Below are 24778 nucleotides of genomic sequence, written 5' to 3'. Positions count from 1 at the left end.
CTGCGACGAACACGTCAGGTGTGTGCCAGGACGGTGGTCAGTGCAACGTGGACAGCGGTGCCCGTCAGGATGCTGAGGACGGCGTTGTGGCGCCACAGGTGCAGGGCGAGGGTGACGGCGAGAGCGGGACCAGTGATCAACAGTTGCGCCGGGGCGATATCGCGCACGGTGTACGCAGCGAGGATGACCATGACACCGACCGGCATATGGCGACCCAGATAGTCGACGATCCGGCTGGCGCGCAACGGGGCGAGCACCGCGAACGGCAGCGCGCGCAGCGCCCAGGTGATCACCGAGCACAGGGCCGTGGCGGCGATCAGATAGCCGGTATCAGGCATCGGCGGTCTCCTTCTCGGTGAATGCCCGGCGCATGAGCAGGGCGGCCAGGAACAGCCCCAGCGCGATCGGCAGCATCTGCCCGGGTAGCAGTACCCGGGCGATCAGTGCGCAGAGCAGGGCGAGCACCGGAACCGGGATATCGCGATCGGCGCGGTAGCCGTCCACGGCCAGCACGACGAACAGCGCGGTCAAAGCGAAATCGAGGCCCTCGAGCTGCACCGGTACCAGCGCCGCGCCCGCGGCACCGACAGTGGCTCCGCCCACCCAGTACCCCTGGCACAGGACTTGCAGCCACAGGATGCGGCGGCCGCTCCACCGTTGGGCGGCCGGGCCGGTAGTGAGTGCGTAGGCCTCATCGGTGAGCGCGAAGGTCGCATATCCCTTGCCCCACCGGCCACGAACCCGATGCAGCGGGAAAGACAGGCCGTAGAAGACGTGGCGGAAGTTGACCAGGAACGCGGCCAACGCCACCTGCGCCAGTGGTGTCGCGGCGGTGACCAGCCCGATCAGCAGGAATTCGAGCGATCCGGCGTAGACGACCCCGGCGAACACCGGGGCCCACCACCAGGCCAGCTGGCTGTGCACCACCAGCACTCCGAGTGCGAGGCCGAGCGGAAACAGTGCGAGACCGACCGAACTGGTGTCCATCAGTGCCGACCGCAGGTCCGATCGCGGCGTGACCGGAGCCGGGGTGCCGGATATCGCTGTCGGTGCCGAAGTGCTTCTCACCAGGTCATTTTATGTTTCTTTCGGCGTAATATGGTTTCCTGATCTGACCGGAAACAAGCACAGTGAGACATATATGCATCTGGATTCGGTGGATAGAGATATTTTATTTCAACTCCGCAAAGACGGCCGTCTCACGAACGTCGAGCTGGCCAAGCGAGTGGGACTGACACCACCCCCGTGCCTGCGCCGGGTGAAACGGCTCGAGGACGCCGGGGTGATCAGGGGGTACCGCGCCCAGATCGACCCGGCGGCGCTCGCGCGCGGGTTCGAGGTGATCGTCGCGGTGGAGATCAGCATCAACGACCTGCAGACGGTGGAGGAATTCGAGACCGCCATCGCCTCCTACGAGGAGGTGGTGGAGTTCCATCGCCTGTTCGGCCGGCCCGATTACTTCGTCCGGGTCGCAGTTACCGATCAGGAAGTCTTCGAGACCTTCCTGACCGGCAAGCTCATGGGGCTGCGAGCCGTGGCGCGGGTGGATTCCCACCTGATCATGAAGAAGATCAAGACCGACGACTGATCCCGGGCGAGCACGCGGTCACGGGGCCGGGTCGGCGCCATGGACCACGAAAAACGGCATCGGTATCGGACGCGAATTCTCGCGTAGCGAGCGGGCACCGGCGACACCGACCAGCGATGCGGCAACCGCAGGTAGCACGGGAACGAGAGGCGGACGGCCACTTTCGACGCACGCACGGAACCCCTCGAGGATCCGGACCGTGCCTTCCGCTTTCGGCTCCACACGCGTCCCGTCGGGAAGCAGCAGCGGCGCGGGTTCGCGCACCTCGTCGCGCACTTTTGCGCCGGGATCGGTCCACGATTCCTTGCGCACGCGAACCGACCACGCGCGATCGCCGGGCGCCCGCACCGTCTCGGCGAGCCCCTCGGTCCCGCGCACCGAGAACCAGCTCCAGTGACTGTCCGGTTCGCCCTGGAGGAAACCGTGCCGGGTGATCGCGAGTCCACCGTCGTCGAGTCGCACCAGCATCACCACGGCGGAGCGCGGATCGGCGCTGTCCACCGGGAAGGCCGTCACCTCGGTGGGCGTCGCCCCGGTGAGCGCGAGGACAGGCGAGAGAGTGTGGGTGCAATATGCTGTCGGTTCGATCCGGCCACGCCAATGCGCCGGATCGCCGATCAACGACGCGACCGCATCCGGCGCCATCCCGTGCAGGTAGTCCGCCTCGATCAGGGTCGGCCGCCCGATTTCTCCCGCGTCCACGATGGTGCGCACGAGCTGGATATGCGGGTGGAAGACATAGTTCTCGGCGAACGAGTAGGTGGCTGCGCAACGCTGCTCGGCCGCGAGCAACGCCCGCGCCTGCTGTTCGTCCGCACATGCCGCGGATTCGGAGAGCACGTGGACGCCCGCCTCGAGAAATGCGACGGCCAGGGGCGCGTGCTCGTCGAAATCGTTGGCGAGCACCACCGCATCGAGCCGGTGATCCAGCAGCGCCGGCCACTCGCCGACCAGCGCCGCGCCCGGCAGCAGATCCCGCGCTTCGGCCCGCCGTTCGGGATCACGGTCACAGGCGGCCACCACCTCCATACCCAGCCGGCGGCACCAGGTGGCCAGATACAAACCCATCCCCAAACCGACGACACCCACACGCATGGTCGCATCCTGGTTCTCCCGGGAGGTCCCGGTCAACCGAATAACGGAAGTCCGTGACGATCCTCGGCCGCCCGGCCTGTTCGGGCCGGATCGCCTCCGCCGAACCGCACTCGGCCAGAAGTAGGTCCGGGGCGGATCGAAGAACCTCGACCGGCAACGGGCACACCGGCAGCTCGCGGGCCCGCGCCGGCTCGAACGCGTTCAGTCGGCGGCGACTGCCAGTTCCAGCACCGCATGCAGCAGCACATCGATCCCGTCCGCGCAGGCTTGCGGAGTGGAGTATTCCCGCGGGTTGTGGCTGATCCCGTCGTACAGCCCTGGAACGAAAACCATGCCGGCAGGACACAACGCGGCGATCTCGCCCGCATCGTGGCCGGCGCCGGACGTAATCGGCGCACTGCTCATCCCCAGATTTGCGGCATGCTTTTCGACCAGGTCCCGCATCTGTTCCGCGAACACCACGGGCGGGGTCTCGGCCGTGGTACGCGAGGTGATGGTGACTCCGGCGAGTTGTTCCACTTCGGCGAGATAGGCCGCGAGATCGGCGTGCGCGCGTGCCATGGCGGCACCGTCGGGATTGCGCAGATCGACCGTGATCAGCGATTTCTCGGGCACGATATTGATCAGGTTCGGATAGTTGACCTGCCGCCCGACCGTGGCCAGCATCGCGCCGTACGCGCCGGATTCGACCATCTCGTTGAGCCGCACCGTGATCAGCGCGGCAGCCAGGCCGGCATTGCGGCGCAGATGGTGCGGTGTCGCCCCGGCGTGCGCGGCGCGGCCGGTGATCTGGAGTTCGAGCCAGGTGATTGCCTGGACTCCCTGCACCACTCCGATCCGGGTATCCCCGGCCGCCAGGATCGGCCCCTGTTCGATATGGCATTCCAGGTACGCGAACGGCGCCCGGATCGGTACCGCGACCTCGCCGACCAGCCCGTGCCGGTCGAGTTCGGCGCCCGCACTCACCCCGTCGGGATCAGTGCGCTGCCGTGCGTCGGCCAGATCGATCCGGCCGGCGGCGACCGCGCTGCCGAGCATATCGGTGCCGAACCGCACCCCTTCTTCCTCGGTGAACACCGCGACCTCGATCGGCCGTTCGGTGGCGATACCGTGGTCGTTCAGAGTGTGGACAACTTCGAGACCTCCGAGGACACCGAGGCATCCGTCGAACCGCCCCGCTGTGGCGACAGTGTCGATATGCGATCCGACCATCACCGGCGCGAGGGTGTTGTCACGACCGTCGCGCCGGGCGTAGATATTGCCGATCCGATCGATGGTCACCGTGAGCCCGGCCGCGCGCATCCATCCGGTGACCAGTTCCCGCCCGGCCAGGTCGGCATCGGTCAGGGCCAGCCGGCGGACTCCGCGCAGACCGGTGTCGTCATCGGAATAAGCTCCGACGTCACCCAATTCGCCGAGTGATCGCCACAGCCGGTCGCCGTCGACCCGGATATCGGAGGTAATCATGTTTTCCTCCACTCAGGCGCCGGCGAGCGCGGCGCCGGTGACACGGTTGAAGTTGGCGATATCGGTGGCGCCCTCGGTGGAGAAGATCAGGATGTGATCGTCGGGGCCGAGCGCCAGTTCGCCGGCGTGGGTGAGCAATCCGGCCAGCCCGGCGGCCCCGCTCTCGCCCGATACGACCCCGTCGCTGTACATCAGCCGCATCGCGTCCTCGGCGGCAGCGTCGGTCACCGTGGCGAAAACGTCGTAACCGCCGGATACATCAGGCCAGGCGATCACCGACGGTGTGCCGCAGTTGAGTCCGGCCATGATCGACCGCTGCGGGCCGGGAATGGTGAGGATTCCACCGGCCTCGATACTGGCGGTGACACAGTCGGCGTCGATGGGTTCCACACCGAGTAGCCGGGTGCCCGCGCTGTCGCGGAATCCGCGCGCGACCGCGGCACCGAAGGCGCCCACCCCGATCTGCGCGACCACCACGGTCGGCCGGGGGATGCCGCCGGCGGCGATCTCGTCCAGGATTTCGCCGATCATCGTGGAGTATCCGTCGATCACCCAGGACGGCGGGTCGACGTATCCCTCCCATGAGGTGTCGGAGACGACGAGCGAATTCGCATCGGCGAGTTCGGCACTGCGGCGGATGGCGTCGTCGTAGCCGCCGGGCACGACTTCCACCTGCGCGCCTTCGGTGGCGATGGCGTCGATCCGTTCCTGCACCATATCTTCGGGCACCAGGATATGGGCCGAGAGTCCGAGCAGCGCGGCCATCCGGGCGACGGCCCGCCCGTGGTTGCCGTCGGTGGCCGAGACCAGGCGCAGACCCGGTGTCTTCGCTGCGAGTTCGGTTTTCAGCTCGGCGAGCCCGAGACCGCTGCCGGCGGGGTGGCCGAGGTGTGCGAGCAGTGTCCGGTAGGTGGCCCAGGAGGCGCCGAGGATCTTGAACGACGGCATACCCATCCGGGCGGATTCGTCCTTCGCGTGCACCGAGCCGGCGCCGAGACGGGCGGCGGCCGCGGGGAGCGCGGCGAGCGGAGTGGGGCGGTAGTCCGGCATCGACCGATGAAAAGCGCGGCTACCGTCGACGAGTGGACGCACGGTGTCCTTGGCTACCAATGGGTTCCGTACGAGTCGCGGTTCTGACATCACGTTCCTCCCGGTCTGCGGATGACCGGTTCAGAATAGAAATTTGTATGACAACTGTCAAGTGACTTAAGCCAAATCGCCCTGATAAGCTGCGCAGGCGTCCCCGCACGTACGTCCGACCGCAGCACAGTGAAAGGGCTCCCGCGATGGCCACCAGCGCCCCCGCCGATTCGGCGGGCCTCGGCGACGACATCTCCCGGATCCGTTCCCGGCGCCAGCTGCACACCGAGATCCGGGAGGCCATCCTCAACGAATTCATCCTGTCCCGGAAACTCGAGGCCGGCGCCCGGTTGCCGTCGGAAAGCGAACTGTCCCGGCTGTTCGGCGCCTCCCGGGTGACGATCCGCGCCGCGCTACAGAGCCTCAAGGACCAGGGCTATATCCGGATCGTGCGCGGTTCGGGTTCGATCGTGCTGCCGCTACCGGAATCGATCAGCTCGGGTATCGACCGCCTCTCGTCCTTCGACACCTTCGCCGAACAGTCCGGTAAGGAAATCGAAACCGACGACCTGGAACTCACCCGGATCCAACGCGACGACGACCCCCTCGCCGCGGTTTTCGAACCGGGACCGATCACCGTGGTGAGCCGCACCAAGACCATCGACGGCCGCAAGGTCGCGCTGATCGTCGACTATGTCCCGGAATCGGTACTTTCGCCGGATGCGCTGCGCCGCCGCTTCGACGGTTCCGTCCTGGACCTGCTCCTGGCCGATGGACTCGCCGAATACTCCGACTGCACGCTGACACCGGTGGTCGCGGCGGGCGATCTGCGCGACCGGCTGGGCTGCGAGAACGGCAGCCCTCTACTGCAACTCAGCGAACTCACCCGAAATTCGGTGGGTGTCGTGGTCGACCGCAGCGAGGCGTGGCTGTCCCCCGAGACGTTCCGCTTCCAGCTGCGCCGCCGCCGCGAAAGTTGACGGCCGAAAGGCCCCGCCACCCGATCGGGCGGCGGGGCCGAATTCCCTACAGCGCAGCGGCCGACTCCCGCCGCTTATCGGCTTCCGGCCCGTAGGCATCGGGTACCAGCTTCCCGCGCCGCGCATCGATCATATGGATCACCAGGAACGACGCCAGCCCGCAGACACTGCCGAAAATGATGGCCGCGACGGCGAACGGCTCATCGGCGAGTTCCCAGGCGAATCCGCAGACCGTGCCGACGATGATGGAAACGACACCGGCCAGCCGGCTCGTCTTCTTCAGTATCAGGGCGAAGAGGAAGGCGGAGAACGGCCCGGCCGAACGCATGGTGAACGCGAACACCAGCAGCGGGATGATCGCCTGGCTCCACAGCGAGATCAGGGTCGCGAGCACACCCACCACCACAACGCCGATCCGGCTGTATTTGATCTCGTTGTCCGCGGTGACCGTAGTCCCGAGTTTGGGCAGCAGGTCCTTGATGAAGATGGTCGACGAGCCGAGCATATTGCCACTGGCACTGGACAGCGTCGCCGAAACCACCGCGCTGAGCAGCAGTCCGGCGATGAGCCCCGGCAGCAGCCCCACCGACACGGTGGCCAGGGCGTTGTTCGGATCGATATCCGGGTAGACGGCCAGCGCGATCAGGCCGAGTACCGCCGGAATGAATGCGTAGACCGACATCAGCAACCCGCACAGCACCGATCCGAGCACGGCGGTACGGGGCGTGCGGGCGGAGTAGTACCGCTGCACGGCCTCCTGGCCGGTGGAGAAGGTCATGAAGTAGAGCACGACGAGCCCGATGATGGTCGGCCAGCCGATCTTGGTGAAGCCGAGCTGTCCTTCGGGCAGGTTGGCGACCACGGTGTCCCAGCCGCCCGCATTGTGCAGCGCGAACGGAACAGCGATAGCGAATCCGCCGACGATCAGGAAGAACTGCACGAAATCGGTGAGCGTAACGCTCCACATCCCGCCAATCCAGGTGTAGAAGATGACCGCGATTCCGGTGAATACGATCGACCAGGCCAGGCTGATCCCGCCGAGGGTGGAAACGATGGTCGCTGTAGCGGTGATCTGCACCGCGGTCAGCGCCACCAGCGCCACACTGCCGAGCACCGCCGACATCGTCTGGGCGGCCGGACCGTAGCGGCGGCCGATGACCTCGGGCACGGTGACGGCCATGGTGCGCCGCATGGCCGGGGCCACGAACGACACCAGCAGGATGCCGATACCGGCGGCCACCACATACCAACCGGCGGACAGGCCCCAATCGCCGTACGCCTTGCTTGCCACGCCGACCGAACTACCACCGCCGATCTCGGTGGCGGCCAATGTCCCGGCCATCATGAATACGCCCAGCCGGCGACCGGCCAGGTGATAATCGGTGCCGTCCTTGATACGGGTCCGGGCGTACAGGCCGATACCGACCATGACGGCCATATAGACCACCATGATGGTGATGACGGTCGCGTTCATCTGTCGATCCTTCGGTGTTCAGAGCTGCTCGAGCGCAGGCTTATCGGTTTCCGCGGCGAGCAGTGCCCGGAGGAGTACGGCGTAGCCGTACGCGCCCAGGTACAGGTCGTCGAGGTCGATGGATTCGTCGGTGGTGTGGGCCCGGCCGGGATCACCGGGGCCGAAACCGAGCGTGGGTATCGCGTGCCGGCCCGCACTGGCCGACCCGTTGGTGCAGAACTGGTAGTAGCCGGGGCGTGGGTCGAGCCCGGCCGCCCCGAGCGCCCGGATCGCGTGCGCAGCAGGCCATTCGGTCGCTGACACACACCAGGCGGGCGCGAACGATTCGACGGCCGCCTCGACCCCGGTCCAGGTGGTGAACTCGCTCCGGGCCAGATCGATATCGACGCGGGCACCGGCCCGTCCGGCGATCCCCCCGGCCAGCTCGCGTAGCGGCTCGAGCACATCGGCGGCCGATTCGCCGAGCACCGTGCGGCGGTCGTAGGTCGCAACGCATCGGTCGGGGAGCACCGAAACATTCGGGTACGGGTCGGATTTGAGATTGGTCAGGGCGATCATCGCCGGCCCGAGGTCGGGGTGGCGCGGGAATTGCAGGCCGCGGACGGCGGTGATCACATCGGCCATCACCTCGGCGGCGTTCACCCCGGCCTCCGGATACGCCGAGTGGCTCGACCGTCCGATCACCTCGATATTCACCTCGGCCCGGCCGCGCTGGCCGAGCATCAGCCGGTTCGCGGACGGTTCACCGATCACGACCACATCCGGCCGTACCTGCTCGAGCACCCGGCTCAGCGCGGGCCCTTCGACCAGTTCCTCACAGACCGTTCCCGCGACAACGATCGTGCCGCGCAGACCGGCCGGTAACGCCGATGCGCCGTACACGACCGCTGCCAGCGCGCTTTTCATATCGACCGTGCCACGGCCGTACACCACACCGCCGGCCACCTCACCCCAGGGACTGTGCGACCACTGTTGCGGGTCGGCCACCTCCACCGTGTCCAGGTGGCAGTCCACCAGCACCACCGGGCCCGGCCCGAACCGCCGGGTGCCGATCACATTGCCCCAGTCGTCGGTGGTGACCTCGAAGCCCAGCGCGGCCAGTTCACCGGAGAGCACCTGGACCGCGGGCTGTTCCGCAGTTGCCGGGCTGCGGGCGGCGACCAGGCGTAACAAGAAATCCCGCATGCCGTCTCGGTCGATGCATGCGTTCGTGATCTCGGCGCCCACCTCAGTTACCACCCTGCGTCGTGGCGCCGGTGACGGTCCCGGGTCGCCGGCCCGTGTGTTCGCCGGACCGCCGGACCGCTTCCCCACCGACGGTGACCAGCTCGACGCCCGGCGGGGTGTTGTGCGGTTCGGCGTAGGTCGCGGTGTCCACATACCGTCGCGGATCGATCAGCACCAGGTCCGCGCGCCGGCCTTCGGCGACCGCGCCCCGGTCGTCGAGCCCGAGGAGCCGGGCCGGGCCGGCCGCCAGCCGGGTGACCGCTTCGGGCAAGGTGATCAGCTTGTCCCGTAAGGCGAACCGGCCCAGCACTTTCGGTGCAGTGCCGTAGAGCCGCGGGTGCGGATGTGGATTGAAGACCCCGTCGGAGCCGACCAGCGCGCCTGAGCGGACGAAGATTTCGCGCACGACTTCCTCGGCGGAGTAGTGGTCGATCATGGCGGCGTCCAGTGCGGTATCGGCGAGCAGGTCCAGCACCGCGAAGGCCGGGTCGGTGCCGGTTTCCCCGGCGATCCGCGCGACCGTTTTGCTCACCGCCGCCTCGCGGGGCGCTCCGGCCTGCGTGACCACGATGTTCTCCGGCCCGCACGCGCCGAACAGGTTCTCCCATCCGGGCAGCCCGCGATGCATATCCCGGCACATCCGTTCCCGTTCCCCGGTGTCGCGGACCCGCTCGAGCGTCGCGGCCGGACCACCGTCGAAGGCGTACGGCGGCAGCAGGGCGCTCAACAGGGTGCTCCCGGCACCGTAGGGGTACTGGTCGAAGGTGAGCCGGATCCGGTCCTGCGCCGAACTCAGCAGGTCGATGAGGTCGGACAGCAGTTCGGGGACACCGATGAGCTTCACATGTGAGACATGCAGCGCCGCGCCGGTGTGCTCGCAGACCCGGACGAACTCGGCGATCGAATCCAGCACACCCGCGGCCTCGTTGCGGACATGCGGTACCAGCGGAACGTCGAAGCGGGCGGCGGCTTCGGCGATACCGATCAGCTCCGCGGTATCGGCGTACAGGCCGGGCGCGTAGATCATGCCGAAGGAGACGGCCCGGCAGCCCGCGGCCAGCGATTCCTCGACGAGGTCTTTCATCGCCGCCATCTCGCGGGCGTCGGGCCGGCGGTCGGCATTGCCCATGACCGCTTCGCGGACCGCGCTGTGCGGAACGCAGGCCACCATATTGGCGGCCGGCCGGGCCTGCTGGAGTGCGGCCAGGTATTCGCCCATGCTCCGCCAGGTCCACGGAGCGGAGGTACTGGGCTCCAGACCCTGCAGGTAGCTGCGGCGGCTCGTCAGGGTCGCGTCGGTGATCGGCGCGGGGCCGAGGCCGTCGGGGCAGATCAGTTCTGTGGTGAAACCCTGCGCGATCTTCGGCGTGAGCAGCGGATCGTCGAAGGGGCGCAGGGCGGAGTGGGCGTGCAGGTCGACGAACCCCGGCAGCAGTAGCCGGCCGGTGCCGTCGATGCGCTCACCAGCGGATTCCACCGGAAGCCGCGGCCCCACCGCGATGATATGTCCCCCTTCGACGGCTACGTCGGCGGTCCGGACACCTGTTTCGTCGACAACCTCGGCATCGGTGATGAGCAGGGCCGCTTCCACAGTTCCTCCAATTTGTATGACAACTGACATGAGTTCTAACACAAGGGTCCGGCCTGGGGAAGGGTTCCGGAGAAGGAAGAAACATGATGGTTACGTGCACCCCGGTTATGCACCCGCAGCACCACAGGCGGCGGAATCCGAGCACGGACTCCGGAAGCGCTCCCCCGCCACCCTCACCACACCGTGAACCAGCTCCGCCACCAGCGTGGCGAACCGAACTGTGGCCACCGGTTCCGTGGCATCCCGGGAACCACTCACGCCGCACGACGCTCGTCGAGAAACGTCGCATATCGCGGCGCGTGCGCGGGCCCGGGATCGATTACCGGAAGGCGAAGGTCAGGATGCCCCGGCGCGGCGGGCCTCGATCCGGGCGAGCCGGTCGGCGCTGAAGTCGGCCGTCCACAACGGTTGCAACATATGCCAGTCGGCCGGGTGCGCGGCGATGCCCGCGGCGAACCTATCGGCCAGCCGCTGCGTCGTGGCAGCGATGCCACCGGTGGTGTCGACCGGCGCGCCGATACCGAATCCCCAGCCGTCGGGGGTGAACCAGCAGTGCACCGGCAACAGGGGCGCCCCGGTCTCGATGGCCAGCTTGGCCGGGCCCGCGGGCAGGGTGGCGGGCTCACCGAAGAAGTCGACCGTTACGCCCGCACCGGACAAGTCGCGTTCGCCCAGCAGACCCACTATCCGGCCCGCCCGGAGCCGGGCGGCCAACTGGTCGAACGGCGGCGTCTGGGCACCGGTGAGCGGAATGATCTCGAACCCCAGACTCTCCCGGAACCGGACGAAACGCTGGAACAGCGATTCCGGTGCCAGCCGCTCGGCCACGACGGTGGGCGTGCCCAGTCGCTGCACCACCCACACTCCGGCCAGGTCCCAGTTCCCGCTGTGCGGCAGCGCCAGCACCACGCCGCCGCCGCGCGCGAACGCGTCTCGAAGATGTTCGATCCCGGTGGCGCAGGATTCGATCGTCTCGGCAAGTCGCGCCGGATCCATCGACGGCAGCCGGAACGCCTCACACCAGTACCGGGCATACGAGCGCAGGCTATCGCGCACGAGTTCGTCGGGCACCGCGTCCGCCGTGGTGGCCAGTACCCGGGAAAGATTGCGACGCAACTGCTGCGGCCCGCCGCGGCGCGCGGCGCAATCCGCCGCGAACCGGAACAAGCGAAAGGCCCACCCCTGCGGTAGCAGCCGCACCAGACGCCACGCCGCCGCATACCCGAGATCCGCCGCGCGGGCCGCCGTGTTCATTCGGGCGCCACCCCGAACCGCCGGGCGCCGAGGAATTCGATCGGATCTGTCATGGTCGACACCCTCGACTCGATTCTGCGGTGGGCCGATCCCGAAAAGCCACACCCCCCGGGATCACTTCCTGAGCTGCGCGAACATCTCGATTCTACCCACCGGTTCTGCCCCCGTACGCATTCCGGTCAGAGCGGTATGTCCGGACCGGTGCGCGCATTACCGGCCGGTTTCGCCGACTCCGAGTTCCGCTACGGCCGCCCGGGTGGCGGCCGCGAGTAGCGCGCTGTCGGGTTCGGCGTCCTGTTCCGGTTTGGTACTGAGCACCGCGATGACCAGGGGTGCACGGCCCGGGGGCCAGGCGATGGCGACATCGAGCGCGGAGCCGTAGGCCGGAGTTCCGGTCTTGTGGCCGACGGTCCAGTCTGCAGGCAGGCCGGCGCGAATACGGTCCTCTCCCGAACTGGTGGCGATCAGCCACGACTTCAGCTGTTCGCGTTCGGGTACCTGGAGAGCATCGCCCACCACGAGGGTGCGGTAGCCGGCGGCCAGCGCGGCCGGTGTGGTGGTATCGCGCTCATCGCCGGGAACGGCTGTGTTGAGTTCGGTTTCCCAGCGGTCCAGTCGCGAGGTGTCGTCGCCGATCGAGCGCAGGAACGCGGTGAAACCGGCGGGGCCGCCCAGCAGTTTCAGGATCTGATTGCCGGCGGTGTTGTCGGAGACGGTGATCGCGGCATGGCAGAGCTCGGCGACCGTCATACCGGTGCCGACGTGCTGTTCGGTCACCGGGGAGTATTCGACGAGTTCGTGGGGCGGATAGTGGATCACCCGGTCGAAGAACCCCGACGACAGCGGGTGTTCGTGCAGGAGCGCGCCGCAGGCGAGACCCTTGAACGTGGACGCCATCGGGAACCGCTCGTCCGGGCGGTGCGCGACACTGCGGCCGGTGCCGGTATCGACGGCGAAAACACCCAGCCGTGCACCATGGGTCTGCTCCAGGTCTGCGAAAGCCTGGGTGGTGGCCGCCGGTGCGCTGACACTCGCCGTTGGCGATGTCGCCGCGGTACCCGGCGAAGAATCGCAGGCCGCGGTGAACGACAACGCGGAGACCGCCAGGGCGGCGGCCAGGAATCGTCTCCGGTTCCGTGGGATGAGCTGGGTGAGAATTGGGTAGGTCACCGCCGCAGGACATCACCGCCCGGGCGGGCACCGCAAATACGCCGGCCCGCCGGGTACGAGTCGCATCGGATATCGACGCAGGCCGGGGCCGGTGTCGACGGCGCAACGCCGACCGGATCGCTGCGGGCCACGTCCGCGGCTCGGATGCCCGGTTCTTCCGGGGACGCCCGGCCCGGCCTACCCGTTTCAGCGGGCGGCGATGAGGTCCAGGGTCGCGTCCAGGACCGCGCGGTCGGCGGAGCCCGGGACGAGGATGAACTCGTCCAGTCCGGCCGCTTCCGCCGCGTCCAGCGTCCGGCGCAGCGCGTCGGCGTCGTAGGTCTTCATGGCCGCCGCAGCCGCCGTGGCATTGCCGGAACCGAGAAAATCCAGATACTCCGCGGTGAAACCGTGCAGGACCGTCCGGGCGTCGGGAATGCCCAGAGTGTAGAAGCAACCGCTCACCAGCCGGGGCGTGGCGCGCTCCGCGTCGGTCCAGGCGCGGCGGGCGGCGTCGGCGGACCACGCGATCTCCCCGGGCACCCCGCCCACGCTGAAGGACACCACCCCGTCGGCCCACCGCGCGGCGCGGCCGAGTGATTTGGGGCCGAGGGCCCCGGCGAGCACGGGCGGCCCCCCGGGCCGAACGCACGGCGGACCGACGGGATCGGCACCGTCGAACGGCGGTGCGCCCGCCCACAACGACCGCAGTTCGGCGACCGCCCGGTCCAGCCGGTCGTGGCGGCGCTCGGAACCGGCCCCGAGGCTGCGGTAGTCGCCGCCCCGCCCACCGACTCCGACACCGAGGGTGAAGCGGCCCTCGGACAGGACGTCGAGCGTCGCGGCCTGTTTGGCCACCAGCGCCACCGGATGGGCGGGAACCACCGACAGGTTGGCGAAGATCTGCACCCGTTCGGTCACCGCGGCAGCGGCCGCCAATGTCGTCCACATCTCCGGATTGTGGTAGGCCATCCGTTCACCACACGAAATACTGGATATCGGCCCCTGGTCCGCGAGTCGCGACCATTCGACGGTGGCCGCCCTGTCGTAGCCGCGGCACATAGTGGGCAAAGCGATCCCGATCTCCATCGCCCCAGCATCGGGCACAGTCCCCGGCCTTCGCAAGAACGTGTTCCAGCCCGGCGCGGTGACGACGACCGGTATCGGCCACGAAGCGTTCGCACATCCGTGCTCCGTTCGGACATCCACCGGCCGATAAGAGTTCGCCGGCACTGCCTCGCCCAGCCGGGCTCACCGACACCGACTTCCGCGTGGGCGATTCCGGTGACGGCTGCGAGCGGAATATCGCCGCAGATCAGCGCCGGTCGAGACCGGTGCTGATCGTTCGCCGGCCCATATCGGCCGGGGCTTGGGACGAGGATGTCACGAGGGCGGCGAAACCGTCGAGGTGCCGGGCGAGGCTGTACTCGAACATCGCTTCCAAGTCGGTGGCCGTATCCAGGGGAACCGCCGCCAGGTGGGGAAACTCGCCGCTTCCCAGCAGCCGGTGGGCCCGGTCCCGCTGCTCGGCGCGCCAACCGTCGTGCGTGAGCCCGGTGTTCTGCTCCGCCTCCTTCTCGTATGCCATGGTCAGCGCAGCAGCCATCACGAGGGAATGCAGTGCCAGCGCCTCACGCATCCGGGTCTCCGGCGACAACCCGAAACCGTCCAGTGCGACCAGCGTCCACTCCGTCTGAGCCAGCATTTTCGGCGTCAGCATCGGGCGCGTGAAGGAAACGACCCGGGGCAGCCATAGATGGCGGTGGCACAGCTGCCATTGTGCGCGGGCGATCAGCTCGAGGTCGGCGCGCCAGCCACGCGTCCCCGGTTCCGGAAGATCCAGATTCCGGAATATCGCATCGGCCATCAGGGCCAGCAATTCTTCTTTGTTCGCCACGTGCCGGTACAGCGACATCGGACCGGTGCCGAGATCGGCCGCCAGCCGCCGCATGGATACCGCCTCCAGACCCTCGGTATCGGCGATAGCGACAGCGCTACGCACCAGGAGTTCACGGTGCGGTCCACGCTCGGACGGACCGGAACGCCGAGCCACCGCCCCACCGGCCGCTGCGGTACGGCCCGGTTGTTCCGCGCCCTGCGGTGCACAGACCACCGCCCCCGAACCGATTCTCGTTTCGATCAGCCCTTCGTCGCGCAGCATCGCCGTCACCTTGGTGGCGGTCGCGATCGCGACGCCCCAGCGCTGAGCGATCTGCCGGATGGAGGGCGCCCGCTGCCCCGGCCGCAGCTCGCCGGTGGCGATCCGGGCCCGGATCGACGCGGCGATCACCCGATAGGGCGAATCCGGAGGTGTCGCCGAGGCGGACATGGACGCTCCGATCTGTCGACAACGTGCATTACCGGACGCAAGTGTACTAGTTCACAGATTCACCGCACTAGTGTGGTTTCTGCCTTCACACGCGATATTTGCGCGTATTTCGCGGTTAGCCTGTTCCAGCGAGAGTCGATACGCCGTACGCACCACGCGCCGTACCGCACTCTCGTCGTTCCGGTTCCGCGCGCGCCCTTCATGACACACCGGTGGCCGCGCATCGACTACAAGGGAGCACCATGAGAAACCGCCGTGTCCTGATTTCCGGGGCCGGTATCGCCGGGCCCACGCTCGCCTTCTGGTTGCACAGATTCGGCTTCCAGCCCACCGTGGTGGAACGCGCACCCGCGCCCCGCAGCGGCGGGTACGCCGTCGATATCCGCGGCACCGCACGCGAAGTCGCCGACCGGATGGACATCACAGCGCGGGTCCGGAAAGCACATACCGGCGCCCGCGGGATGGCATTCGTCGATCGAGAGGGCAAGCGAATCGCGACACTGAGCACCGAGTTGTTCGGCGATTCCGGCGGCCCGGTTGCCGAATTGGCGATTCGGCGAACCGATCTGGCCCGCATCCTGTACGAGACCACCCGCGACGACGTCGACTACCTCTTCGGCGACTCGATCACCGAGGTCGCCCAGGACGACGACGGTGTCCACGTGAAATTCGACAGCGGTCCCGCCCAGCGGTTCGACCTGCTGATCGGCGCGGACGGGGTGCGATCCACGGTCCGGCGCCTGGTCTTCGGCCCCGAGCAGAATTACCTACGTGACCTCGGCTGCTACCTGTCGCTGTTCACCATACCGACCACCGGGAACCACGACGGCTGGCAGCTGATGTACACAATCCCCGGTAGCCCCGGCCGGCCGGGGCGGACGGCCGGCATCTACCCCACCCTCGGGTCCGGCAAGGCATTGGCCGGCTTCTTCCTGCGGTCTGCACCTATGCCGTACGACCGCGACGATATCGACGAGCAGAAGCGGATCGTCGTCCAGTCCTTCGCGGGCGACGGCTGGAAGATTCCGGGGATGCTTGCCGCCATCTGGGACGCACCCGACTTCTTCTTCGACAGGGTGGTGCAGGTCGAAGCGGACACCTGGTCGAGCGGGCGGACGGCGCTCCTCGGAGACGCGGCATACTGCGCCTCGCCGATGTCCGGTATCGGCACCAGCCTCGCACTCGTCGGCGCCTACATCCTGGCCGGCGAACTCGCCACCGCCGCCGGCGATCCGCAACGCGCCTACCCTGCCTACGAACAGAAGATGCGCGGATTCGTGACGAAAGCGCACCGATTCGCCCGCGGCTCCGGCGACGGCGACCTCATGCCGGACACCCGTAGCCAACTCTGGCTGCGCAACCAAACCCTTCGCGTCCTTCCGTATCTCCCGCAGCGAATCGTCAGCCGGGGCATGACCGAAGTCGCCAACACCGTCGAGCTCGACGATTACCCGGTCCCGGCATCCCGCTGAATCCGGCAACTGAGGAGTACTCCCATGAATACCAGCACGTTCCTCTGGTTCGACGGCCGCGCCGAGGAGGCCGCCCGCCACTACACCGCGATTTTCCCCGATTCCGAGATCCTCGACCGGCAGCAGGATGCGGACGGCCGGGTCACCACGGTCACTTTCACACTCGGCGGGCAACGGTACATCGCCTACAACGGGGGTCCGCAGTACCCGTTCACCCGAGCGGTCTCGCTGTTTGCCGAGTGCGATACACAAGCGGAGGTGGACACTCTGTGGAAGAGCCTCACCGACGGCGGCCGGGAAGGGCCGGGCGGATCGCTGACCGACCGATTCGGGGTGACCTGGCAGGTCATTCCGAAAGCCCTCGCCGAATTACTGTCCGACGCCGAACCGGAGGCGGCCCACCGGGTGCTGAACGCCTTACATGCGATGACAAAGATCGATATCGGAGGTCTGCACGACGCACGCGACCGCTGACCGCACCGGCCCGCCGCATCACCTACGGTGCGCGCGCCGCATCTATCCGAAGGACCACCGTGTCCCACCACCATGCAGGCCCGCGCAGCGGACGGCTACGTGCCGCCTGGACGCTGGCCCTGCTGACAACGATATGTGCAGAACTGACGTTCACAGCGGTCGCGGTGCCACTGACATGGCTGCTTCTCCCCCTTCTCATGGTCATGTACGGGGCCGGAGTACTGCTGTTACGGGAGGCGGCCGCACGCACCGGAGCCGGGTGGCCGAGCCTGGTGCTGCTCGGTCTCGCCTACCAACTGGCCGAGGACGGGCTCGGCCTCCAAGCCTTGACCAGCCCGCAGATGTACGGCGCGGCCGAGTGGGGATGGCGCGCGCTCGGCGTGAACTGGTCCTATTGGGTCTCCCAGATCGGGGTGCACGTGGTGTTCAGCGTGCTGATTCCGATCGCGCTCACCGACCTGCTCTTCCCGGCGCACCGCGGCCGCCCCTACCTGCATACCCGCGGCCTGTTCGCCTGCGGCGCACTGGCCCTGGCGGGTGTCTGTGGACTGCGGTTCGTCATCTCCGCCACCGAAGACCCCGGATACCGGACGCCGGGGGCGTGGACGGCCGGTTTCATCCTGGCCATCGTCGCTCTGGCGGCCACGGCGCTGTACGTCCTGCCCGGCCGCGCAACACCTGAACCGGCCCCGGCGGCCACCGCACCGCGACCGGTGACCGCCGGACTCTGTTCCGCCCTGGCCACGATCGTATTCCTGGGTTTGCTGCTGCCCCCGGGGCTCGGGCCCGATGCGGTGTTCGGCGACCGCGTCGCCCGATGGCTTCCGGTGACGGCCGCCGTCCTGGTCGCACTCGGTTTCGGCTACGCCTTCCTGCGCTGGCGCGGCGCCGCGAACTGGGCCGGCCGGCACCGGGTCTGGCTGGTCGGCGGGCTACTGGTCGGCCATACGGTTTTCATGATGCCCGCGTCCCGTTCGACCGCGCTCACCGGTGCGATAACCATCGCGCTGGAGGTCGTTCTGCTCGTCGCCCTGGCGAGATACCTGCGCGCCGGCACCGTCATCGAGCAGTGAGGTTCTCGCGGACAACATCCGGTACGGACACATCGGCCACGAAGTGTTTGCCGATCCGTGCTAGATGTTGAATAGCGGTCATTCAGACCTGCCGCGAGAATGAGGCACGACCTGCTGGTGCGTGCGCCGGAGGGAGGACGGACAAATGATCTGTCCGCATTGCAGTGGGAGTCTGCTGCGCCGGGAACGCACCGATCACCGGTGCGCCAAATGCGGGCGCGAGTTCGCGCTCGACCCCAAAACGGAGCCGCTGGGCCTGCACGATCTGCGGTTGCGGTCGCTGACCGAACGGCTGTCTGCCGGTCGGGGCCTGTCTGCCACAGTGACGCAGCTCTGGTATGCGGCGACGCGGCGGCGGCTGCCCGAACTGGACCGCCATGTCGGCGGTCTGGCGGTGACGTGGGTGATCGTCACTGTCGTAGCCATCTATATCCTCTGCCTGACCAGCGGTATCCAGGGGTGGAACGGTGCTTTCGTGTTCTGGAAAGTGCTCTTGGCCGGTGCCGCTGTCATAGCGGTGGGACTGGTGGTGATCTACGCCTGCCGGCCGTTGTTCCTGCGGCGTACCCGGATCGCGATGCCGGTGACCGCGTATGGGTTCCGGACGGATGTGCTCGGCCGCTGGATCAGCGTCTACGGCGAATTCCCGCCGGGCGTACTCGACGAGCAACACGTTCCGATTCCGGTGGTCGAGCGGCCGCGGGTCGCCCTGGTCTGTGACGATCCGAGTGTGCGGGCGTGCCTGGCGGCCAACGGGATCCCACAGACCTACGATATGGCGCTTGCCGACCGGATCGAGAACGCTGCGCCCGGCGTCCCGGTGCTCTTGCTGCACGATGCGAGCCTGCAAGGATTCGCCACCGCGAAGGCCGCCCGCCTCACCCTCGGGGATCGCGTGCGGATCCTCGGCCTCGCCCCGCGCGCGGTGCTGGACAACGAATCCGCCATCCGGCTGCGCGAACGACCACCGGCCGGCGACCGTATCTCCTTTCTGCGCACCGTAGGACTCACCCAGCGCGAAATCGACTGGCTCGCGGACGGATGGTGGTCGCCGATCGCGGCGATCCCACCGGCGCGGCTGATCGCGGTCGTCTCCCGGGCCGCGGAGAAACTCGAGGATGAAACCGATGCCGAACGGCGGGCGGCGCGGCAGACGGGATTCCTGACATGGCCGGCAGCGTGATGACCGGCGCGGCGGACCGTCTCGTACGCATCGCCGCCGAACGGGTCGCGGCACCGAACGGACTGCTGTTCACCGAACGGCAGCTGTACTACGAGGTGTGCCGCACAGTGTTACCGGTGCATCGGCTACCGCGCCGGCCCGCGTTCACGGTGCCGCCGGTTGTGCCGTACCGCGCGTTCCGGGCGGTGCTGGCCCGTATCGGCGAGGTACCCGGGCTACTCGGCCCGCCCTCGCCCCGCCCGGCGGCCGCGGGCGCGCACACCCCGGAACCGGATCTCTTCGATTACGGCCTGCCGCGGCTGCTGGTCTGCGGTTCCGCGGCGGTCGCGGGCATGCTGCGTGCCAACGGTATACCGATGGAATCGGCGTGCCCGGTGGTGAGCGCCGCGGAACTACCGCTCGCTCCAGGGGTCACGGCGATGCTCGCCCGCGCGCACGGCACCATATACGTCCTGCACGATACGAGCCTGGCAGACCTTGCCTTCCCGGAGCGGCTGCCCACCCTGACCGATATCCCGGACGGCGTCGATATCGTGCCGATCGGACTGCGCCCGGCCCAGACCGCACCGCTACACCTCACCCGAATCCGCGGCGCAGCCTCGGGCCGGGGCCGCGTCGTCGAGGTGGAATCGGTGAATCCCGCCGTATTGCTGCGCAGCGTGCACCGGCTGGTCCGCGATGTGCACCGGCCGCCTACCACACTGATCGATATCCGCCGGGCCCGGCGGACCGGCTTTCTCACCTGGCCCGCCTCATGAAGGAGCCGAGTATGCCCGCGCGCAACGAGATCACCTACACCGACGAGTTGCTGGCCGACCGGACCGTGCACCGCCGGTATTCCGACGGCCGCCAGGAATGGCGCTCCCGCGGACCGGACGGGCTGGTGTCGTGGCGCGACGACAGCGGCTCCACCGGCACCGACGAATCGCTGGGCCGGCACCTGATCAAACGCACCTACGGCGACGGCCGCGTCATCTACGGCCGCGAGGCGGGTTACGGGCGAACGCTGTGGGGTGACGGCACACTGACCGCCAATCGCTCGTCGTTCGGCGGCCGGCTCGGCGGTATCCTCGCCGTCGCGGCCGGAGCGGTGCTGGTGGGCAGCCTCATCGCCCCACCGGAATCACTGTCCCCCGAGCAGGAAGAGGAACTACGCCTCGCCGCCGAAGAAGACCCGGCCGGGGCCACGGGCGGCTCCGGCGAATACGGCGAATGGGGCGGCGACGCCGATTCCGACGGCGATTTCGGCTGAGGAGCAGCAATGAGCCGATGGTGTGCCTTCCTGACAGAGCACGATCCGGCCGCGCAGGTACGCGCGGCCGGTGGCGACCCCGTCTCGGTGTCGGGCCGCAGCGCCTTCGGGCTGCTGCACGACGAGCCGGGCCGGGCCGCGGGACCCTTCACCTGGGGTGATCTCACGGCAATAGGCGAGGTCACCCTGTTCAATGCCGCGGAACTGCGTAGGCGGCTGGGCCGGGACGCCCCGCCACCGGATTGCGCCGACGGGCTACTGCTGCTGGCGTGCTACGCCCGCTTCGGCACCGCAGGTCTGGCCGCGGCCGACGGGATGTTCGCCCTCGCGATCTCCGAGGGCACCGAACTGGTGCTGGTCCGCGACCACGTCGGCGCCCGCACCCTGTTCCATGCCCGCGCCCGCGGCCACTGGGCGGCGGCGACCTCGTTACGCGCGCTCCGACGATGGCCCGCCCTCGACACCGGACTGCATCTGCCCGCGGTGCGCTCGTTCCTCGCCTTCGCCTACCTGCCGGGGCCGGAAACCCTGTTGCGCGGTATCCACGAGGTGCTGCCGGGCCGCTGCCTGCGACTGCGACCGGACGGTTCGGTCGATGAGCAGACCTTCTGGGAACCCGCGGAACACACCGGGGATCGGTCCGCCCGCGAACACGCGCAACGGTTGCGTGAACTCCTCGAAAGCGCCACCGCCCGGCGATTACCGGCCGGCGAACCGGTCGCGGTCCTGCTGTCCGGTGGTATCGACAGCAGCCTGGTCACCGCATTGGCCACGAAGCTGCATGAGCATCCGGTGCGGTCGTATTCGATCGGTTTCGACGGCACCACTCCGAACGAGCTCGCCTATTCGGGCCTCGTCGCCACGCACTGCCACACCGAGCACCGGGTTCTCACAGTGCCCGGAACCGCTGTCGCCGACAGGCTCGCGCATACCGTCTCCCTGCTGGACTGCCCGGTCGGTGATCCGCTGACCGTGCCGAACCTGCTGCTCGCCGAGGCCGCCGCGGCCGACGGCGCCACCACCATTCTCAACGGCGAGGGCGGGGATCCGGTCTTCGGCGGCCCGAAGAACTTGCCGATGCTGATCTTCGAACTGTTCCGCGACGAGGCCGCCCCGGAGGCACGCGCCCGCGCATACCTCGACAGCTACCGCAAATGCCACGGTGACCTGCCCGTCCTGCTCACTCCCGGGGTGCTCGCCGAATTGTCGGACGCACCACCGCTGACCGACCTGCTCACCCCGTACCTGCGGCCGGGCCGGATGAACGGCCTGCTCAACCAACTCCTGCACACCAACCTGCGGACCAAAGGCGCCCACCACATCCTCACCAAAGTAGAGCGACTCACCGCCGCCAGCGGAGTGGAGGGTCGTGCCCCGCTGTTCGATCGTGCGGTCATCGACTATTCGTTCCGGATACCGGCGAACCTGAAACTCGCCGGGACCACAGAGAAATGGATCCTGAAGGAAGCCGTCCGCGATCTGCTGCCCGCGACCATCGTCGACCGGCCGAAAAGCGGAATGCGGGTACCGGTGCAACAGTGGCTCACCGGCCCGCTCGCCGATCTGGGCAACGATCTGCTCTTCGGGCCCAGCGCGCGGGCCCGCGACCTTTTCCGCGCCGATACCCTGCGCGCCTGGCTGCGCGGTGACGGCTCCCTGCTGCCGCGGCACGGCGGCAAACTGTGGCTGGTCCTCACGCTCGAGTTGTGGTTGCGCTCCTTCGAGGTGGGCCCCTGACCTTCTCCGTGCCGCTTCTCATCACTGTTCGAAATCAGGAGTCCCCCACCGATGTCCGCACCGCACGCCCCCACCCCGCCGCTCAAACAGCAGGCCGACGACGACAACGAGATCCACGATGTCGCCACGTTCCGGGACGCGGGCCGCAATGCCGTCACCCCGGTCGCGCTGTTCCCGGAGCCTGTCGCGCTGGCGGTGGTGAACGCCTTCGCCGATATCGTCACCCGCGCAAAAAAGAGTGTGGCGGCCACGAACCCGGACTCCGACGGCATCGTGCGCTCCCAGACTTTCGAGGAGGGCGACGTGTACATGATCGAGAAACCGTTCGACGGCTTCTTCGCCGACCGCTACATCATGGACTTCTACGATGTCACCGAACGCGATATCTGCTCCCGGATGCACCTGCACACCGGACTGCGCTTCGTACGGATGATGACCGGCCCCGATACCCGCATCCGGGTCGGCAGCCTCTCCCCGTTCGACATCACCGATGTGCCCGGCGTGACACCGTTCCACCCGGCCACCTTCGAAGACGCTCTCCCCGACGCACCCGCCGGCGTACACCGCACCCGATACAACCTGATCGTGCCGCCCTGCTCGTTCGTGGATATGCAGATTCCGCGCGGAGTCAGCCACCAGTTCAATGCGATCGGCCCGCACGCGGTAATCGATTCGGTGCACCCGGAAGAATCGATCGAGGTATTCCGTGAGCAGATGTCGGGCTACAAGATGATGGCCCAGACTGTCTTCCTCGCCGACGAACTCCCCGCCGCCACCACCTGCGTCGATACCGTCACCGGCCACTGAACACGAGTCCGGCTGCACGACCGGCCGGATAGTTCTCGTAAAAGATCGTCGCACCGCGGCACACGAAGGCCCCGAAGCAGTCGCCTCCATCCGGCCCCGGCCCAAGCCCCTACCCGCCCGGCCTATCTCCGGTTCCACTCGGCCGGCTGGAGGCACCGGCGTGAACGTGCTGGGTCGCCCCCGCCGCATGCACCACAGCATCCGCCGTCAAGGTGACGGCCCGCCGGTCCCACGCGACGACCGTGACGCCTCCATACGCCGACCCGGCTATGACCAGCGGACCGCGATCATCACCCGGCGGGACCGGTGGTATCGGGCCGGCCGGCCGAGGGCTTCGCCTGCATGGGCGCGAATATCGTGCTGGTCAACCGTCAACCGGAGATCCTCGATACCGCGCCCTGGAGCAGCCCGCCGGCCACGGCGAGCGCTCCATCGCACCGGACTGCCACAGCCGTCACACAGAACCATCCCTCGGTCGGGTGCGGACCTCCGGAGGGGGTACCGGCTGGTAGTCCGGTACCGGGGTGTTGTCCTCCGCCGAAGGTTCGCCCGAGGCTCCCTCCTCGGTGGATTCGGTTTCGGCGGGTGATTCTCCTTCCGCGGATGGCGCATCGCCGGTCGGCTCTTCGCCGTCGACCGGTGCCTCGCCCTCGGGCGGCGGCCCTCCCTCAGCAGGCGGCTCACCTTCCCCAGGAGGAGCATCCTCAGCGGGAGGCTCACCTCCTCCGGGCGGTTCACCTTCGGCAGGAGGCTCACCTTCACCGGCAGGCTCCCCCTCAGCCGGTGACTCACCTTCGCCCGGAGGCTCACCCTCCGCCGGAGGTTCACCGTCAGCGGGCGGTTCACCCTCAGCAGGTGGTTCGCCGGTGGGCGGCGGTCCCGGATCAGGAGCGGGCGTGGAAGGCGGCGGTTTGGGTTCGTCCTCATCGGACTCGTCGTCCTTCTCGGCATCGTCGTCCTCCATACCGGAAAACAGCTTCGACAACATGAGCAGGGTCATCGGGTCTATGCCGCCACCCTGCGCCTGGGTAGGAGTGGGTGTCAGATTGGTGTTCGGGCTCGGGGCGGGCGTTGGACCGGGATCGCGCGAACTATCGGAGTCGTCCGATTTATCGGTGCCGGAACCGAGTTCCTCGGCCGAGAGCTCGCCCGACCCGAGGCCGTCCGGCCCGAACAGGCCCGATTCGCCGTCCTCCGAGTCCGGGTCTCCCAAACCGAGATCGCTCAGGTCGAGATCGCCGTCGCCGTCGCCGGATTCATCCGTGCCGGGGCTGCCCGGCCCTTCATCGTTCGGTCCGCCGAAGTAGGGATCGTCGTCATCGCCATCGTCGTCCTCCTCATCGGGGCCCTCCTCAATTGGGGTTTCCTCTTCCTCTGGATTTTCCTCCTCGTCTTCAGCAGGAATCGGATCCTGTACTCCCGGCTCTTCGGGAACCTCGACCCCATCGTCCTGGCTGCCCAGCCAGTAACCGCCGGCACCTATGGCACCAACGGCAGCGATACCGCCTACAGCCATGGCCGTCTTACCGAATTTCCTGCCCGAACC

Annotated in this window: 22 protein-coding genes and 1 pseudogene; 10 read left to right on the top strand and 13 right to left on the bottom strand. The window is 68.0% G+C overall.

Going from position 1 to position 24778, the window contains the following annotated elements; all coding sequences use genetic code 11:
- Nucleotides 1-14: 14 nt before the first annotated feature.
- Both NS6_RS14310 and NS6_RS14305 read right to left on the bottom strand, forming a co-directional pair.
- Nucleotides 15-338: a branched-chain amino acid transporter permease gene (locus NS6_RS14310; RefSeq protein ID WP_068041750.1), complete on the bottom strand. Its 324-nt coding sequence runs from the start codon at nt 336-338 to the stop codon at nt 15-17.
- Nucleotides 331-1068, bottom strand: a complete 738-nt coding sequence (locus NS6_RS14305; protein ID WP_068041748.1) for an AzlC family ABC transporter permease — start codon at nt 1066-1068, stop codon at nt 331-333. Before NS6_RS14305 ends, NS6_RS14310 begins: the two co-directional genes overlap by 8 nt.
- Before the next feature lie 79 nt (nt 1069-1147).
- Between NS6_RS14305 and NS6_RS14300 the strand changes: the two genes are divergently transcribed.
- Complete coding sequence (locus NS6_RS14300) at nt 1148-1588, top strand: Lrp/AsnC family transcriptional regulator (RefSeq protein ID WP_210747190.1); 441 nt, start codon at nt 1148-1150, stop codon at nt 1586-1588.
- A gap of 18 nt (nt 1589-1606) precedes the next feature.
- On the opposite strand, the gene NS6_RS14295 is transcribed toward NS6_RS14300, so the two are convergent.
- The 3 genes from NS6_RS14295 to NS6_RS14285 all read right to left on the bottom strand — a co-directional run bounded on the left by NS6_RS14295 (nt 1607) and on the right by NS6_RS14285 (nt 5290).
- Entirely contained in the window at nt 1607-2683 is a 1077-nt protein-coding gene (locus NS6_RS14295) for a Gfo/Idh/MocA family protein (RefSeq protein ID WP_084471049.1), read from the bottom strand.
- 201 nt (nt 2684-2884) lie between these two features.
- Nucleotides 2885-4150 (bottom strand): hydantoinase/carbamoylase family amidase, encoded by a 1266-nt coding sequence (locus NS6_RS14290; RefSeq protein ID WP_068042243.1) that lies wholly within the window; start codon nt 4148-4150, stop codon nt 2885-2887.
- A 12-nt stretch (nt 4151-4162) separates the two neighbouring features.
- Nucleotides 4163-5290, bottom strand: coding sequence for a diaminopropionate ammonia-lyase (locus NS6_RS14285; RefSeq protein WP_068041742.1), 1128 nt, complete (start codon nt 5288-5290; stop codon nt 4163-4165).
- Between the two features lie 146 nt (nt 5291-5436).
- Between NS6_RS14285 and NS6_RS14280 the strand changes: the two genes are divergently transcribed.
- Nucleotides 5437-6210: a GntR family transcriptional regulator gene (locus tag NS6_RS14280; RefSeq protein ID WP_068041740.1), complete on the top strand. Its 774-nt coding sequence runs from the start codon at nt 5437-5439 to the stop codon at nt 6208-6210.
- 46 nt (nt 6211-6256) lie between these two features.
- Here NS6_RS14280 and NS6_RS14275 read toward each other — a convergent pair whose 3' ends face one another.
- The 7 genes from NS6_RS14275 to NS6_RS14245 form a co-directional block, all read right to left on the bottom strand.
- Entirely contained in the window at nt 6257-7684 is a 1428-nt protein-coding gene (locus tag NS6_RS14275; RefSeq protein WP_068041738.1) for a sodium:solute symporter family transporter, read from the bottom strand.
- 18 nt (nt 7685-7702) lie between these two features.
- On the bottom strand, nt 7703-8869 hold the full coding sequence (locus NS6_RS14270; RefSeq protein ID WP_068042241.1) for a M20/M25/M40 family metallo-hydrolase: 1167 nt from the start codon (nt 8867-8869) through the stop codon (nt 7703-7705).
- A 43-nt stretch (nt 8870-8912) separates the two neighbouring features.
- Nucleotides 8913-10502, bottom strand: coding sequence for an N-acyl-D-amino-acid deacylase family protein (locus tag NS6_RS14265; protein ID WP_168443481.1), 1590 nt, complete (start codon nt 10500-10502; stop codon nt 8913-8915).
- A gap of 336 nt (nt 10503-10838) precedes the next feature.
- A complete protein-coding gene (locus NS6_RS14260) occupies nt 10839-11756 on the bottom strand; it encodes a phosphatidylinositol mannoside acyltransferase (RefSeq protein ID WP_068041732.1) in 918 nt (305 codons plus the stop codon).
- Nucleotides 11757-11966: 210 nt separating this feature from the next.
- The gene (gene bla, locus NS6_RS14255) at nt 11967-12848 is read right to left on the bottom strand and encodes a class A beta-lactamase (protein WP_245669355.1); all 882 of its coding nucleotides are present in this window, start codon (nt 12846-12848) and stop codon (nt 11967-11969) included.
- A 264-nt stretch (nt 12849-13112) separates the two neighbouring features.
- Entirely contained in the window at nt 13113-13994 is an 882-nt protein-coding gene (locus NS6_RS14250; RefSeq protein WP_068041728.1) for an LLM class flavin-dependent oxidoreductase, read from the bottom strand.
- A 226-nt stretch (nt 13995-14220) separates the two neighbouring features.
- A complete protein-coding gene (locus tag NS6_RS14245; RefSeq protein ID WP_068041727.1) occupies nt 14221-15234 on the bottom strand; it encodes a TetR/AcrR family transcriptional regulator C-terminal domain-containing protein in 1014 nt (337 codons plus the stop codon).
- 242 nt (nt 15235-15476) lie between these two features.
- On the opposite strand from NS6_RS14245, the gene NS6_RS14240 reads away from it, so the two are divergent.
- From NS6_RS14240 to NS6_RS14205, 8 genes are all read left to right on the top strand, one after another.
- The gene (locus NS6_RS14240; RefSeq protein WP_068041722.1) at nt 15477-16706 is read left to right on the top strand and encodes an FAD-dependent monooxygenase; all 1230 of its coding nucleotides are present in this window, start codon (nt 15477-15479) and stop codon (nt 16704-16706) included.
- Nucleotides 16707-16730: 24 nt separating this feature from the next.
- Entirely contained in the window at nt 16731-17180 is a 450-nt protein-coding gene (locus tag NS6_RS14235) for a VOC family protein (protein ID WP_068041719.1), read from the top strand.
- A gap of 59 nt (nt 17181-17239) precedes the next feature.
- Nucleotides 17240-18253 (top strand): AF_0692 family protein, encoded by a 1014-nt coding sequence (locus NS6_RS14230; protein WP_068041716.1) that lies wholly within the window; start codon nt 17240-17242, stop codon nt 18251-18253.
- A gap of 145 nt (nt 18254-18398) precedes the next feature.
- Complete coding sequence (locus NS6_RS14225) at nt 18399-19436, top strand: hypothetical protein (protein WP_068041713.1); 1038 nt, start codon at nt 18399-18401, stop codon at nt 19434-19436.
- On the top strand, nt 19421-20194 hold the full coding sequence (locus tag NS6_RS14220) for a hypothetical protein (RefSeq protein WP_157112759.1): 774 nt from the start codon (nt 19421-19423) through the stop codon (nt 20192-20194). Before NS6_RS14225 ends, NS6_RS14220 begins: the two co-directional genes overlap by 16 nt.
- A gap of 11 nt (nt 20195-20205) precedes the next feature.
- Nucleotides 20206-20688, top strand: coding sequence for a hypothetical protein (locus NS6_RS14215; RefSeq protein WP_068042233.1), 483 nt, complete (start codon nt 20206-20208; stop codon nt 20686-20688).
- A 9-nt stretch (nt 20689-20697) separates the two neighbouring features.
- Nucleotides 20698-22425 (top strand): asparagine synthetase B family protein, encoded by a 1728-nt coding sequence (locus tag NS6_RS14210; protein ID WP_068041710.1) that lies wholly within the window; start codon nt 20698-20700, stop codon nt 22423-22425.
- A 51-nt stretch (nt 22426-22476) separates the two neighbouring features.
- The gene (locus tag NS6_RS14205; protein ID WP_068041707.1) at nt 22477-23232 is read left to right on the top strand and encodes a hypothetical protein; all 756 of its coding nucleotides are present in this window, start codon (nt 22477-22479) and stop codon (nt 23230-23232) included.
- Between the two features lie 454 nt (nt 23233-23686).
- On the opposite strand, the pseudogene NS6_RS14200 reads toward NS6_RS14205, so the two are convergent.
- Nucleotides 23687-24778: pseudogene (locus NS6_RS14200) on the bottom strand (hypothetical protein); the annotation flags it as partial.

Source organism: Nocardia speluncae NBRC 108251 (assembly GCF_001613245.1).
Taxonomy (GTDB): Bacteria; Actinomycetota; Actinomycetes; order Mycobacteriales; family Mycobacteriaceae; genus Nocardia; species Nocardia speluncae.
The sequence above is the reverse complement of the archived record's forward strand: the minus strand, read 5'-3'. Positions and strand labels throughout refer to the sequence as shown.